This window comes from Bradyrhizobium sp. CCBAU 53351, from assembly GCF_015291745.1.
In the GTDB taxonomy this organism is placed as follows: domain Bacteria; phylum Pseudomonadota; class Alphaproteobacteria; order Rhizobiales; family Xanthobacteraceae; genus Bradyrhizobium.
The window spans coordinates 628,127-642,429 of record NZ_CP030059.1 but is presented as its reverse complement, the minus strand read 5'-3'; the positions used below and the strand labels follow the sequence as shown (position 1 = coordinate 642,429).

Sequence of the window (14,303 nt, the reverse complement as noted above, 5' to 3'; positions counted from 1 at the left end):
GCCGGGGCCTCACGCATGATTTGGCCCCTGCCAGGAGCGCACAGGCCAAACCGTTGAAAACGCTCTACTTCTTATCGCGGCCCCGACCTCGCTTCGCTCTCGAGCCCCGTCCCCCTATATTGAGTTGATGCAAGACCAGATGCGCAGCTATCTCGACTTTGAAAAGCCCGTCGCCGAGCTCGACTCCAAGCTCGACGAGCTCAGGACGCTGGCTGCCTCCGGCACGGACATATCCGACGAGATCGGGCGGATCGAGGACAAGGCGGCGCAGGCGCTGGCCGACCTCTATCAGAACCTGACGCCGTGGCAGAAGACGCTGGTGGCGCGGCATCCGCAGCGGCCGCATTTCAACGACTTCATCAAGGGCCTGATCACCGAATTCACCCCGCTCGCCGGCGACCGCAAGTTCGGCGAGGACGAGGCGCTGGTCGCCGGCTTCGGCCGCTTCCGCGGCGAGCCGATCTGCGTGATGGGCCAGGAAAAGGGCGATTCCACCGAGAGCCGTATCCGGCACAATTTCGGCATGGCGCGGCCCGAGGGCTATCGCAAATGCGTGCGGCTGATGGAGATGGCCGAGCGGTTCGGCCTGCCGGTGCTGTCGCTCGCCGATTCCGCGGGCGCCTATCCCGGCATCGGCGCCGAGGAGCGCGGCCAGGCCGAAGCCATCGCGCGTTCGACGGACGCCTGCCTCGCGCTGACCGTGCCGAACGTCGCGATCATCACCGGCGAGGGCATGTCGGGCGGCGCCATCGCCATCACCACCGCCAACAAGGTCTTGATGCTGGAGCACGCGATCTACAGCGTGATCTCGCCGGAAGCGGCATCCTCGATCCTCTGGCGCGACGGCACCAAGGCGCAGGAAGCCGCCAACAACATGAAGATCACCGCCCAGGACATGCTCCGCTTCGGGGTGATCGACAGCATCCTGAAGGAGCCGGTCGGCGGCGCCCATCGCGACCCCGCCGCCATGATCGCCACCACCGGCGAGGCCATCGCCAAGGCCTTCGACGAGCTCCGCGGCCTCGACGGCGACGCCATCCGCAAGCAGCGCCGGCAGAAATTCCTCGATATCGGCCGGAAACTGGGCTGATTCGGGCCGATTTCCGTGTCCCGGACGCGGTGCGGCACGAAGTGACGCTCCGCAGAGCCGGACCCATTGCGCGGGCTGGGCCCCAGCTCAGCAGCGCACCGCTAACGCGCTGCGCCGCGTCCGGGGCACGAGAGACCGACCCCGGAACAGCTCGGTAACCCGGCGTTAACCCTTTTTTTGCCCAAATCGGCGATCTGAGTCCTGATGGGGCCGAAAGGCCCAAGTTCCGTCTCAAGTCGCGTCCATTCAGTCTTCGTTGACCATGCCGACGGGCCAACGGGCTCGTGATCCCCGCTCGGGTTGCGACCACATGACCCAGAGGTTAGAATTTTAATCAATGGCTTCAGGGCATAAGCGCTGGGGCGTGAGCTGAAAAAGCCCGTCATGACGGGTCCGGTTGTCCGGTCGGATCACGCGCCAAACGAATTGGGGTTCGCGCTTTCTGTCCGGCACGGTGTGGGGTCCATCTTGATTTCTCGTTCGCTTGCTCGCGCGCTCTTGGCTTCGGTTGCGCTGATGACGGCCAGCGTGCTGCTGGCCGGCTGCGACACCGACCAGGTCTCGCTCGCGACCAACGCCAAGGCCAACCAGCCGGTGCCGCCGAAGCTTCTCGCCGCGATGGTCGAGAAGGACATGGATTTGCAATCGCCGATCCTGGTGCGCCTGTTCAAGCAGGAGGCCGAGCTCGAGGTCTGGAAGCAGACCCGCAGCGGCCAGTTCCTGCTGCTCAAGACCTATCCGATCTGCCGCTGGTCGGGTGACCTCGGCCCGAAGGTGCGCGAAGGCGACCGCCAGGCGCCGGAGGGATTCTACTCGATCAATCCGAGCCAGATGAATCCGCAGTCGGCGTATTATCTCTCGTTCAACACCGGCTATCCGAACGCGTTCGACAAGGCGCTGGGCCGCACCGGCTCGCAGCTGATGGTGCATGGCGACTGTTCCTCGCGCGGCTGTTACGCCATGACCGACGAGCAGATCGCGGAGATCTATTCGCTCGGCCGCGAATCCTTCTTCGGCGGCCAGAAGGCGTTCCAGCTGCAGGCCTATCCGTTCAAGATGACGCCGGTGAACATGGCCAAGCACCGGAACAATCCGAACATGCCGTTCTGGAAGATGATCAAGGAAGGCTATGATCATTTCGAGGTGACGCGGCAGGAGCCGAAGGTCGATTTCTGCGAGAAGAAGTACGTGTTCGATGCGACCCGCGCGCCCGATGCGAAGCGCGATCCCGTGTTCGACGCCTCCGCAAAGTGCCCGGCCTATGTGATCCCCGAGGACGTCGTCGCCGCCGTGCGCGGCAAGCAAGCCAAAGACGAGGCCGAATACGCCAGGCTCGTCGCCAAGGGCACGCCGGTGGCGCGCATGAACACCGGCATCGACGGCGGCATGAACAAGATCTTCGCCGCGAAGATTCCGGAAGGCTCGACCGGCCTGTCCGAAGGCGCCGAAGGCACCACGCTGCAGATGCTGGCGATGGCCAAGGCACCGGGCACGATTCCCGGCCACGTCAATCCGCCCAAGCCGAATCTCGATGCGGTTGCGTCCGCGCCTGCGCCGCAGGAAGAGCCGGTGGTCGCCGTCAGCGCGCCCGCGACCGGCACCCGCGTCGCCACGGCTCAGCCTGCCGAAAAGGCTCAAGAGAAATCCAGCTTCTTCTCGAATCTCGGCCGCAAGATGGGCATGGGCTCATCCGACACCACGGCCACCACGCCGCCGCCGCAAGCGACTGCATCGGTGGCGCCCGCCGCCACGACCACGACACCCACGACCGCAGCGTCGAGGCTGAAAGCCGCCGTGACCCGCTTCGTGCCGGGACACGACAAGTCCAAGGACACTGCGAAGGACGCGCCGAAGCCGGCCGTTGCCGCCGCCAAGCCGGCGGAGCCGGCAAAGCCCGACACACGCCTCGCCCAGACGCGTCCGGCGCAAAAGTCGTCGGCGTTCGACAGCGCGCCGCCTCCGCCGAGCAGCGGCGGCCAACTCTCCGGCGCAGCACCGGTGGTGTCGTCGAACTCGTTCGACAGCCGATTTTCGGCGATGAAGTAAGCGGCGACCGCCGCCCCTGCGGCCCTCGCCTTCCCTCCGCGATAAAGCCGCACGTGCGCAAGAAGGCCATTCTTCCACGCCAGCTGATTGCTGCGCGCGAATTCGCGCGGCCTGACCCGTTTGGGTCATGATTGAGGAATGGCGGGCATCCTAGGATTCCCACCGGCTGAGCCACAGACTCAACAACCCCGGGGGGATTCATGAAGGCCGGAATGCTGACCATTCTTCTGCTGCTGTCCACGCAGGCGTTTGCCGCGGAGCAGACGGCGAGCTACCCGCGCTCGAACATCCAGGTGGCCCAGGCGTCTCCGGCATGTCAGCAAATCCGGCAGGCCTACAACCAGTGCAAGACCAGCTGGCAGAACATCGGCGGCGGAAGCTCCGGCCAGGCCGGCGCCTTCAAGGACTGCATGGACGCCTATTACAAGGCCGGGGTGGCGGCGGGCTGCTGGTGATGAGAACCGCGCTTCTCGCCGTCATTGCCATCCTCATTGGCAATGCCCCGGCGAGCGCGGCTTCCTGCGGCGATCAAGTCATGAAGCGGGTCATCGCGTGCATGGCGGGGGATCTGGATAAAGCGGTCTCCTGCCGCGCTGCCGCTGAAGCCGTGCCATGTCAGCCCGACACGGCCGGCTCGGAGCAGCCTCCTGATCAGGCGCAGGCCCTCAAATGCGGTCCCGGCGAATACCGCTGGATTCCCGGCTACGGCGAGGCAGCCCGCTGCGCTCCCTATGCGAAAGGCAGCGGGACGGTTCAGCGCTCTCGCGAGAGCGGCATTTCAGGTCGATAGGCATGCGATTCATCGTCCGTTGCAACGTCTCCGCCCGGATCAGGCTTGTCTTCGTGCTGCTCGCCTTCTGCATGCTGGGGAGCCAGGTGGTACGGGCCCAAAGCTGCGGGGACGACATCACGCGCGCAGCGGGACTGTGCGTCCAGAAGCGTGGTCTCGATGCGGCACTCGACTGCCGTCAGGCCGCCGTCCGCGATTGCGCCTGCAACACGGCGACCAACCGCTGCTCCGGGGCCGGCGGGTCCTGCAGCGCGCAGCTCGAAGCCGAAGCGAAGATCAATGTCGACTGGATCCTCGCCGATCGCGGCGCGAGAGGGACCTTCGAATCGCACAAGCAGCTCGGTGAATCTCCCTTCGATGCGGCGGTGAGCGCACAAGCTCATAATCCGCCGGTCCAGAAGCTGCTGCGCCAGTGCCGGGGCTGGGTGGAGGCTTATCTCGGGCGCGGCGGGCCTTGCACGCTGTCCGATACCCCGCCCGACGCCGCGGCCTGCCGCTGCATCACCGTCCTGCCGACGGGACAGTTTGATCAGACGGGAGCGCCGAGCTACAAGGTCAGTTCCTCCTGCACCGGGGCTTACAACATATCGGTGCAATTCATCGACGCATCCGCAAGCGGCGCGCCGCCGTCCACGGGGCAGCCCCAACTGGTCTGCCCGTCCAAATCGTTCGTCGTGCGGGCTCCGCAGACCTTCCTCATTCCATCGATCAGCGGCGTGAGGCTACAATCGGCGAATGGGGGCCACACTTGCGTCTGTCGGGACAAGCTGTGCAGTTAGCGTCGCATGAAACGATCGAAGTCGGGCCCAGGCGCAAATGGGGCTGGGTCTTCGTCGTGATCTTCCTGGTCGAGCTGGCGACGTTCGGCACGATCGTGTCGAGCCGCAAGGCAGAGATCAATCAGCTGCAGCTCTTGGCCACCAAGGACACGATTTACCAGACCAACGTCCAGATTCAACGGAGGGAGAAAGAGATCAATCAGCTCTATCTCTGGGCGGCCGTCCTGCTGCCGATGACACTGTTATGCGCGGGATTCGGCTTGCGGCGGCGCGTCACGCTGACGGCGCCGGCTTCGATCACGGAGGGTGGCGATAGCTCGGCGCGTGGCGGCTAGCAACTGGAGCAGGGTCCTTCACAGAGCACTCGAAACGCCGCTTCGCAAGCTCGGCTGCCGAAGTCCACACGTGCCAGCCAATGCCCGCATGCGCGGCTGAAAATTGCACGTGCAAGCCGCGTTGCGAGGACGTAATCAGAATTCTTTCTGCTCCGTCCCATAGAGCCAAAGGCATGCTGCAACGCACTTTCCCTCCTCACGCGATACTTCTTTTCCTTCTCGCGACTGTCGCAATTCCGGTCCAGGCCGCCGAGGGCAGACCGCGCGACGATTTCAAGGGAATGAGCATCGTCGCGCTGATGCAGAAATACGGCCACCCCGACCAGATCGTCGCGTCCGGGCGCCGGGATCAGGACCGGGCCTATCGCTGGCGGTTGAAGACGACCGCCTCCTTCGAAGGACCCGACGAGGCCGGGCGGCACGAGGATTTCTTCTGCGACGTGACCGCCGTCGTTGGGCAGACCGGTCGGGTCAAGAGATTCGAGGCACGACCCGCAGATGTCGGGGCCAGCGCGCTGGCGTCTGCCGAAGCCTTCGGGCCAATGTGCAAGAAGACATTCGGCTCGCGACCGCGCCGGGCTCACGACGAGAAACTGGCCAGGATGCGGCTCTGAGCGGCTGGGGGTAAGCGAAACGGTCCATGGCATCTTGCTATGCAGAGAACCACCTTCGACATATCGCCTGGCTGGAAAAGCGCCACGGCCCAATCAGCGACGAGGTCGTCACGGCCCTGCGAACGCTGATCGGACTGATCTGCCGGAGTGAGGATCCCGTCGAAGCCATACCCTTTCTCGACCGTTGCACCTCGATCCAGGAAAGCCTGCACGGGCCGCAGTCCATCCTGGGCGACCTCAACTCCTGGATCAGCAAGGCAGGCGGCGTCGACTTCAAGCTCGTCGAGCCATTTCAGTTGAAGCGGCTGGCGATCAAGTCCGCGCTCTTTGGTGAGAACAGCCGGCAGACCGCCGGGGAATGCGAGGCCATCGCGCGAAGATGGGCCCTTCTTGGTGACTACGCGCGCGCCGCAGCTCTTCTGGAGCGAAGCATCTCGATCCTCGAGACGATCCACGGCGCCGTCAGCGTCGAGATGGCAGCCGCCGTCGACACGCTCGCCGAGATCGGGGCGCGGCTGAAGAAATGGGAGGCCACTGAGGCGAACCTGCAACGCAGCTTGCATCTGAAGCAAAAGATATTCGGCGAGCGCAGCGAGGAAGCGGCACGGACATTGCTGACCGTCGCCATCACCCACGCAAATTCCAGCAATCTGCAGGACCGCAGGCTCAGGAGCGAGCGTGCGCGCAAGGCCGTGACCGCCTTCGCGCAGGGCCTCGGCATCATGGAGGAGCGGTTTGGATCAGACAGCTTCGAGGTCCGGAAAGCTCTCGCCGCGATGATTTCGGCCTATGTGGATTGTGGAGAGTTCTGGGAGGCCGAACCTCTGCTCAAGCGGCTCCTCGCAATGAGCGAGCAGACCTATGGAAAGGACGCTGCGGCCCTGCTCTGGATTCTCGCCGAGCTCGCCGCCGGCTATGCGCGCGAAGGCTCGCAAGACGCCGAGCCGACCCTGGAGCGGGGCTTCTCGGTGCTGCGGGCATTCCTCGACCCCGCAAAGCCGGCCTCTCGGTACAGAACGGCAGATCTGGCAGGCAACAAGGCGGCGCCCCACGGCGGCGTGCTGGAGACGCTGGTCGAGGCCTCGGAGATGCATCGCCGCAACCTTCGAAAGCGATGGGGAGCGTAGGGCCCGACCTCCGATGACAGATTACAGAACCGAGAAACTGCAATGCCATTGCTGCGGCAAGTCCTCCGAGCATTCCGTGCTCATGAGCTCGAACACGCGCGGCTCACCCGACCTCGACCAGCGGCCGCCGAAAATGTACCGCTGGACCATTGGAAGCTGGCTGCAGGAGTGTCCCTATTGCGGCTACGTGGCCCCGAGCATCGACAAGGGCGACGCGAAGGCGCGCAGCTTCCTCGATACGGCCGAATTCCTCACCGCCTCACGCGACCCATCGTCCGACCCGGCATCGCGCCGCTTCCTGGTGCGCGCCGCGCAGCATGCCCATGACGGCGAACGGAGATCGGCGTTCCTGAGCACGCTGTCCGCGGCCTGGGTCTGCGACGACGCCAGCAGGCCGTCCGAGGCGGCGGCACTCCGCCTCAAAGCCGCACGTCATCTGGAAGGCCCGCGTATCACCTCGCTCGACACCAGGCTGCTCCTGCTCGACGTCCTGCGGCGCGCATCGAGCTGGGAGGCCGCCGAGGCACTGATCGCCGATTTGACGGCCGAAGAGCTGGAATATCCCTTCGCCGAAATCGTCGCCTTCCATCGCGACAAGATCGCGGCCAGGGATGACGCGCGATACACGATCGGCCAGGCGCTCGAGGGGAAGCCTGCGCCGCCGGTCGCGACCTCGGTCGCGGACCCCGAGCTGATCAAAGCCATCGCACGGCACATCCAGATCATTCCGAGCCCGCGGAAGACGTGACCATGAAAGCCGCTTTCCGTTGAATTGATTCGCGTATCCAAAAGGAGCTCCCCTTGATTCGGTCCTCTCGCACCATCCGCCTTTCGGTTTCGGTCGGCACCCTTTTTCTCGCCGCGGTTTCGATCCTGCCGGCCGCCTGGGCGGGCGATTACTGGGAGCCGAAGAATTACGCACCCGTGACCGACCCTGCGAAGCAAAAGCAGATCCACAATGACGGAGCCGCCATATGGAGAGAAGGCAACGAGCTCTACAAGGCCGGAGACTACAAGAAGGCTCTCGAGGTATTCGAACGGTCGATCGTCAAGTACCAGATCCTTCGCCTGACGAACGATATCGAGATCGTCACACGCGCGATAAAGGCCTCGGCCTGCATGGATCGGCTCAACTCCACCGACATCAATCAGCTCAAGGAACTTATCGGGGAGAATGAGGACAAGACGTCGGGCGCGATGACTCCGTACCCGAATTCATGCCTGCCCTTTTCAGACCTGGCGGCCCACGTGCAAAAACGCATCGCGGCTCTTCAGAAGACGAGCAGATGATCCCAGGTCCCGGCGGTTCGAGCTACGGCGCCAGATACCGCATCAGCTCCGGATTGCCCCTCACCTCGCCGGCCTCGCCTTGCAACGCGACCCTGCCGCGGTCGAGCACGTAAGCATAATCGGCGACGCGGAGCGCCAAATCGAGGTGCTGCTCGACGATGATGACGGCGATCGTCTTCGCCAGCTCGATCAGGCGCTCGGTGATCTCCTCGATGACGCCGATCCAGACGCCTTCGGTCGGCTCGTCCAACAGCAGCAGCTTGGGATCCCCCAACATGGCGCGGCCGATCGCGAGCATCTTGCGCTCGCCGCCCGACAGCGTGCCGGCGGGCTGATCGAGGCGCTGGCCGAGTTTTGGGAAGATCGCCAGCACGCGGTCGACGGCGGAGGCGTCCTTGTTCGCGAGCGAGCCGACCGCGAGATTGTCGCGCACCGACAGGCGCGCGAACACCGAATGCTCCTGCGGCACATAGCCGATGCCGGCGCGCACGCGTTCCTGGGTGGCACGGCGGCTGATGTCGCGGCCGTCGAAGGCGACCTCGCCGTTCCACGCCGGCAGCTCGCCGACGATGGTCTTCATCAGCGTGGTCTTGCCGGCGCCGTTGCGCCCGAGCACGGCGACGCCGCCGCGCCAGGGAATGCCGAGGTTGACGTCGAACAGCACCTGGCTCCGGCCGTAGCCGGCGTCGAGATGGCTGATGTTGAGAAATTGTTGCTCAGGCACGGCGCAGATAAATCTCCTGGACGGATGTGTTGGCCTGGATCTCGGACACGGTGCCCGACGCCAGCACCCTGCCCTGGTCGAGCACGGTGAGGCGATCGCAGATGTCGCGAATGAAATCGAGGTCGTGCTCGACGATGACGAGGGAGCAATGCTGCTTGATCGGCTGGAGCAGCTCGCCGGTGACGCGGCGCTCCTCCAGGCTCATGCCGCCGGTCGGCTCGTCGAGCAGCAGCAGTTTTGGCTTGCCCGCGAGCGCCATCGCGATCTCCAGCCATTGCTGCTGGCCGTGCGACAGCGCCGCCGCCGCATCGAAGGCGCGATCGGCCAGGCGGAACTGCGTCAGCATGGACATGACTTGGTCGTGCAGCGCGCCGCGCGTGCGCGAGAACACCAGGTCGAACAGCGAGCAATGCGCCTGCAACGCGAGCAGGATGTTGTCGTACAGCGTCAGCGAGGGCAGCACGGATGTGATCTGGAACTTCAGGCTCATGCCGGCCCGCGCGCGCTCGGTCGGCGTGAACGCGGTGATGTCGGTGTTGACGAAGGAGACCTTGCCTGTGGTCGGCACTTCTGCGCCGGCGATGCACTTCATCAAGGTGCTCTTGCCGGAGCCGTTCGGGCCGATCAGGCCGTGGAATTCGTTCTCGCCGACGCTAAGCGCCGCGTCGTCGAGCGCGGTGAGCTTGCCGAAGATCTTCTTGATGCCGGCGGCTTCAAGGAGCATGGCGCTTCTCTTTTGCTTTGGCGCCGAAGCTGCCGACGCGCTCGCGCTCGCCGAGGACAAAGCTGATCAGGCCGAGGGGACGGAACAGGATCACGAGCAGCAGCAACAAGCCCAGAATGATCGGCCAGACGTCGCGATAATTGTCCGACAGCCAGAAGCTGACGCCTTCGACGATCACGGCACCGATGACGGCGCCGATCAGCGTGCCGGAGCCGCCGAACAGCACGTAGAGCACCACCTGCGTCGAGACGACGACGCCGACCATGTTGGGCCAGACGAAGCCTTCGTGGAAGGCATAGAGGCTGCCGGCGAGCCCCGCGACGCCGCCGCCGATGGTGAAGATGATCGCCTTCAGGTGCTGCGCCTTGTAGCCGAAGAAGGCGATGCGCTGTTCGTTCTCCCGGAGCCCCGCGAGCGCGAGGCCGAATTGCGAGCGCACCAGGAAGCGGCAGAGCAGATAGACGGCGACGAGAATGCCGAGCACGAGATAATAGAACGCCGGCCCTTCCGTGAACTCGTAGCCGCCGAGCGTCATTGGCGCGATCGAGGGGATGCCGTTCTGGCCGCCGAGATAATACCAGCCGCGCGCGAGCCGATCGGCGGCGTAGGAGCCGGTCAGCGTGCCCAGCGAAACGAAGATCACGCTGGAGGGATGCCGGCCCAGCAGCAGGAAGCCGCCGAGCAGCAGCGCGAAGGTGAGGCCGATCAGCGTTCCCGCCGGCAGCACCAGCAGGATGTTGGTGATGTCGAGGTCGCGCGCGAGCAGTGCGACGCCATAGCCGGCCGAGCCGAAGAACAGGGCCTGGCCGAAACTCATGATGCCGGCATAGCCCCAGACCAGGTCGAACGACAGCGCGAACAGCGCGAGGATGATCACGCGCGTCGCGAACACCGTGAGATAGTCCTGCAGCACCAGCGGCGCGAGCAGCGCCGCGACCAGCACGACGCCCTCCACGATCGGCAGGACTTTTCGTCCTACTTTGACTCGGTCCCCGGCCTGTCCCGCCGCCACGCGTTCAGCCATCCCGTCGCCCGCTCCGTCGTCGGCGATGGCCTGTCTTACCACACTCATCGGCTTCAGCATTCCACCTCAGCATTCCGCCTTAGCATTCTTTGGGATCGACGAGGCCTTCGCTGCGGGCGACGATCTCGTAATTGCCGGCCTTGGCGACCGCGGTGTACATCTTCATCTTGCAGTGGCGCTTGCCGGGGACCATCTCGGCAGGCCCGCCCGGACCTTCGGCGATCTTGGCGTGGTCGAGCGCGGCGGCAACCGACTCGCGGTCGATCTTGCCGGCTTCCTTCACCGCCGCTTCCCACAGCTTCAGGCCGCGATAGGTGCCGGTCGCGGCGCTGCCGGCGGCGAACAGGAAGTTGCCCGGAAAATCCTTTTCATAGGCCGCCTGGATTTTTGCGTCGAACGGGTTCTCCTTGGTCAGCACCTTGAAATAGTCGAGGCAGCTGGCGAGCCCCTCGATCTCCGCGGCCTGATTGATGTTGAGCGTGTTCTCGTCATAGTAGACGCAGGCGAGCCGTCCGCCGTTCTTGAGGAAGCCGGCTTCATAGAGCTGCTTGAAGAACGGGCCGACACCCGGCGGAATGACGGTGTTGAAGACGACGTCGACCTTGTTGGAGACGATGCGGTTGACGGTCGCGGAAAAGTCGACCTGGTCGAGCGGGTAGTATTCCTCGAACACGACCTCGCCGCCGTTCGCTTCGATCACCTTGCGGGCATAGACGTTGAGCGTGTGCGGCCAGACGTAATTGGCGCTCGGCAGCGCGAACTTCTTGCCGCCGTTCTTGATCAGCCAGGGGATGAACTCGTCGCATTGCTGCGCCGGTGTGGGCCCGGTGCAGAACAGATAGGGCGTGCACTCCTTGCCCTCGTAGAGCTGCGGATAGATGTAGAGCGTCTTGCCACGCGCCACGATCGGATCCTTGATCGCGTTGCGCATCGAGGAGGTGATGCCGCCCAAGACCATGTCGACCTTGTCGCGCTGGATCAGTTTTCGCACGTTGCCGACGGCGACGGATTCGTTGGAGGCGGTGTCCTCGATATAGAGCTCGAGCGGACGGCCGAGCAGGCCGCCGGCGGCGTTGATCTCCTTGATCACCATCTTGGCGACATTGGCGTCGGCATTGCCGGCATAGGCGATCGGACCGGTGAGGTCGGTGGCGATGCCGACCTTGATCGGCGCCTCGGCCGCATTGGCCCAGGGCGCGGGGATCATCCAGCTGCCGACGCCGGTCGCAACCGCACCGGACGCAAAGGCGAAATTGGAGAGAAAGCGGCGCCGAGAGAGCTGCGTGCGATCGAACATGACTAAACCCCTTTTCCAGCGATGAGGCCCTGCGGGCGGAATTTGATGAAGACAATGGCGAGCACGAAGACGAGGACGTCGGCGACGACGGGCGCCATCACCCAGGGCAGCGCCGCGCTGAGCGTGCCGATGACGCCGGCGCCCGCGACAGGGCCGATGAAGGAGCCGACGCCGCCGACCATGACCGCGACAAAGCCCTGGATCAGGAAGCGCAGGCCGAGATCGGCGAACAGGCTGAACACAGGCACGATCAGCGCGCCGGCAAGTCCGGCCAGCGCCGCACCAAAGGCAAAGGTGGCGCCGTAGATCAGCGGCGTGGAGATGCCGGAGGCGCGCGCCAGCGACGGATTCTCCAGCGTGGCCCGCACGCGCAAGCCGAAGCTGGTGCGCGACAGCAGCAAATAGCAGCCCCCCATCACCAGGAGCGTGATGACGATGATGGTGAAGCGCCAGGCCGAGATGTGCATGGCGCCGATGTCGATCGAGCCGCCGATCGGCTCCGGGACGGTCAGGTAGAAGCCGCCGATCAGCCCGCGAACGGATTCGCGGATGATCAGGCCGAGCGCATAGGTGCCGAGCATGGCGACGATCGGCGCGGCATAGAAGCGGCGGATGATCAGCGCCTCCAGCACGAAGCCGAGCCCGCCGACCAGGAACGGTGCGGCGACCATGCCGGCCCAGATCGGCAGGCCCTTGGCGTAGGCGAGATAGGTGACGTAGGCCCCGAGCAGAACGAACTCGCCCTGCGCGAAGTTGAAGATGCCCATCATGCTGGCGATGATCCCGAGCCCTAGCACGATCAGGACGATGATCGCGCCGAAGCTCAGGATCTCGAACGCTGCGACGAACGCGTTAGCCATGCGTTGCTGTCCCGTCCGTCGGCATCGAAGCCTTGCTCACATCTTCTTCCAGTCGCCGATCTGCTCGAAGGCGTGGGCGGCGCGGTAGATGGTTGATTCCTCGAACATGCGGCCGACGAGCATCAGGCCGACCGGCAAGCCGTCGACCATGCCGCAAGGCAGCGACATCGCGGGATGATGGGTGATGTCGAACGGCGCGGTGTTGGAGATCATCTCCAGCGCGCGGGCGACGTAATCCTCGCGGCTGGCATTGGGCTCCGGCAGCTTGGTCGCCTTCATCGGCGTGGTCGGCATCAGCAGGAGGTCGTAGTCCGCGAACGCCTTGTCGTAGGCCGCGGTCAGCCGGCGCGAGATGTTGAGCGCCTTGCCGTAGAAGCGCGGACCGAAATTGTTGTTGATGTAGGTGCCGAGCATCATGAATAGCTTCGTGGTCTCGGACAGCGAATCGGCCTGCCGGCGCCAGCCGCGATGGAAATCCATCAGCGAGGTCGAATAGAGATCGCCGCGGGACAGGCCGTAGCCATCGCCGAACATCATGGTCTGGGTCAGGCCCTCGGTGCCGATCGGGGTCCAGATCGCGCCGCCCAAGAGATGCATCGGGATCGAGACGGTCTCGACGGTGGCGCCCAAATCCTTGAAGCGCTTGGCGGCCTCGCGCACGCTTTCGTTCACCGCGGCCTCCGCGACCGGCTGCTCAAAGCCTTCCTTGACGATGCCGATCTTCATGCCCTTGACGCCCTGGCCAAGCGCCTTGGTGTACTCCTCGACCTTGGGCGCCTTGATGCGCGGATCGTAGCCATCGTCGCCGGCGAGCACTTCGAGCAGCAGCGCGTTGTCGGCGACCGTCGCAGTCATCGGGCCGGTATGGTCGACGTAGATCTCGATCGGCATGATGCCGGTGTAGGGGACGAGGCCCCAGGTCGGCTTCATGCCGTAGATGCCGCAGAACGAGGACGGCATGCGGATCGAACCGCCCTGATCGCCGCCGATCGCCATGTCGACCTCGCCGAGCGCGACCACGACGCCGGAGCCCGACGACGAGCCGCCGGCCGAGTAGCCCATCTTGTGCGGATTATGCACCGGCCCGTAGGAGCCGGTGTGGCTGCCGCCGGACAGGCAGAAGTGCTCGCAATGCACCTTGCCCTTGATCTCGGCGCCGGCATCCAGCATGCGCGTGACGATGGTGGCGTCGAAATCAGGCACATAGCCTTCCAGCGTCGACGAGCCGTTGGTCATGGGCACGCCGGCCAGCATGATGTTGTCCTTCAGCGCGACGGTCTTGCCCTTGAGCTTGCCGCTGGCGGCGCCCTTCACGATCGACTTGCGATACCAGGCGTTGCGCGGGTTCTCCTCGGTCGAGGGCCGATAGCCCGGCGTGCGCGGGTACTTCACCTCCGGCAGCTCGTCCGGCATCGCGGCCACGAGATTGTAGGCCTCGATCGAGCCCTGCATCAGGCCGCGGAACGAGGTGACGTCCTCGTCGGTGAGCGATAGGCCGCATTGCTCGGCGACACTGCGAAGTTGGGCTGGCGTGGGAAGGGCAACTGTCACGGCGCTCTCCTGAATTTTCTTTGGCGAACTGGAGCGTGGCCGCCCCGGCGCG

Annotated in this window: 16 protein-coding genes; 10 read left to right on the top strand and 6 right to left on the bottom strand. The window is 64.8% G+C overall.

The window, feature by feature from the left end; all coding sequences use genetic code 11:
* Positions 1-127: 127 nt before the first annotated feature.
* The 10 genes from XH83_RS03050 to XH83_RS03005 all read left to right on the top strand — a co-directional run bounded on the left by XH83_RS03050 (position 128) and on the right by XH83_RS03005 (position 8,071).
* The gene (locus XH83_RS03050; protein ID WP_194405619.1) at positions 128-1,090 is read left to right on the top strand and encodes an acetyl-CoA carboxylase carboxyltransferase subunit alpha; all 963 of its coding nucleotides are present in this window, start codon (positions 128-130) and stop codon (positions 1,088-1,090) included.
* Between the two features lie 468 nt (positions 1,091-1,558).
* Entirely contained in the window at positions 1,559-3,136 is a 1,578-nt protein-coding gene (locus XH83_RS03045; protein WP_246776404.1) for a murein L,D-transpeptidase family protein, read from the top strand.
* A gap of 212 nt (positions 3,137-3,348) precedes the next feature.
* Positions 3,349-3,591 (top strand): hypothetical protein, encoded by a 243-nt coding sequence (locus XH83_RS03040; RefSeq protein ID WP_194405618.1) that lies wholly within the window; start codon positions 3,349-3,351, stop codon positions 3,589-3,591.
* A complete protein-coding gene (locus XH83_RS03035) occupies positions 3,591-3,926 on the top strand; it encodes a hypothetical protein (protein ID WP_194405617.1) in 336 nt (111 codons plus the stop codon). The genes XH83_RS03040 and XH83_RS03035 overlap by 1 nt, the downstream gene beginning before the upstream one ends.
* A gap of 53 nt (positions 3,927-3,979) precedes the next feature.
* Positions 3,980-4,705 (top strand): hypothetical protein, encoded by a 726-nt coding sequence (locus tag XH83_RS03030; protein WP_194405616.1) that lies wholly within the window; start codon positions 3,980-3,982, stop codon positions 4,703-4,705.
* Complete coding sequence (locus XH83_RS03025; RefSeq protein WP_194405615.1) at positions 4,696-5,040, top strand: hypothetical protein; 345 nt, start codon at positions 4,696-4,698, stop codon at positions 5,038-5,040. Before XH83_RS03030 ends, XH83_RS03025 begins: the two co-directional genes overlap by 10 nt.
* A gap of 281 nt (positions 5,041-5,321) precedes the next feature.
* Positions 5,322-5,654 carry a hypothetical protein gene (locus XH83_RS03020; protein ID WP_194405614.1) on the top strand — a complete coding sequence of 111 codons (333 nt, stop codon included), beginning with the start codon at positions 5,322-5,324 and terminating at the stop codon, positions 5,652-5,654.
* 26 nt (positions 5,655-5,680) lie between these two features.
* Positions 5,681-6,781: a tetratricopeptide repeat protein gene (locus XH83_RS03015; RefSeq protein WP_194405613.1), complete on the top strand. Its 1,101-nt coding sequence runs from the start codon at positions 5,681-5,683 to the stop codon at positions 6,779-6,781.
* A 13-nt stretch (positions 6,782-6,794) separates the two neighbouring features.
* Positions 6,795-7,529: a hypothetical protein gene (locus tag XH83_RS03010; RefSeq protein WP_194405612.1), complete on the top strand. Its 735-nt coding sequence runs from the start codon at positions 6,795-6,797 to the stop codon at positions 7,527-7,529.
* Positions 7,530-7,582: 53 nt separating this feature from the next.
* Positions 7,583-8,071 carry a hypothetical protein gene (locus tag XH83_RS03005; RefSeq protein ID WP_194405611.1) on the top strand — a complete coding sequence of 163 codons (489 nt, stop codon included), beginning with the start codon at positions 7,583-7,585 and terminating at the stop codon, positions 8,069-8,071.
* 22 nt (positions 8,072-8,093) lie between these two features.
* Here the strand turns inward: XH83_RS03005 and XH83_RS03000 are convergent, their stop codons facing one another.
* From XH83_RS03000 to XH83_RS02975, 6 genes are read right to left on the bottom strand one after another with little or no spacing between them, the layout of a single operon-like run.
* Positions 8,094-8,795 (bottom strand): ABC transporter ATP-binding protein, encoded by a 702-nt coding sequence (locus XH83_RS03000; protein WP_194405610.1) that lies wholly within the window; start codon positions 8,793-8,795, stop codon positions 8,094-8,096.
* A complete protein-coding gene (locus XH83_RS02995; RefSeq protein WP_194405609.1) occupies positions 8,788-9,519 on the bottom strand; it encodes an ABC transporter ATP-binding protein in 732 nt (243 codons plus the stop codon). The genes XH83_RS03000 and XH83_RS02995 overlap by 8 nt, the downstream gene beginning before the upstream one ends.
* Positions 9,509-10,603 carry a branched-chain amino acid ABC transporter permease gene (locus XH83_RS02990; RefSeq protein ID WP_194405608.1) on the bottom strand — a complete coding sequence of 365 codons (1,095 nt, stop codon included), beginning with the start codon at positions 10,601-10,603 and terminating at the stop codon, positions 9,509-9,511. Before XH83_RS02990 ends, XH83_RS02995 begins: the two co-directional genes overlap by 11 nt.
* A gap of 19 nt (positions 10,604-10,622) precedes the next feature.
* Positions 10,623-11,840 (bottom strand): substrate-binding protein, encoded by a 1,218-nt coding sequence (locus tag XH83_RS02985; protein ID WP_194405607.1) that lies wholly within the window; start codon positions 11,838-11,840, stop codon positions 10,623-10,625.
* A gap of 2 nt (positions 11,841-11,842) precedes the next feature.
* Positions 11,843-12,700, bottom strand: a complete 858-nt coding sequence (locus XH83_RS02980) for a branched-chain amino acid ABC transporter permease (RefSeq protein ID WP_128919114.1) — start codon at positions 12,698-12,700, stop codon at positions 11,843-11,845.
* A gap of 36 nt (positions 12,701-12,736) precedes the next feature.
* On the bottom strand, positions 12,737-14,251 hold the full coding sequence (locus tag XH83_RS02975) for an amidase (RefSeq protein WP_194405606.1): 1,515 nt from the start codon (positions 14,249-14,251) through the stop codon (positions 12,737-12,739).
* Positions 14,252-14,303 lie beyond the last annotated feature (52 nt).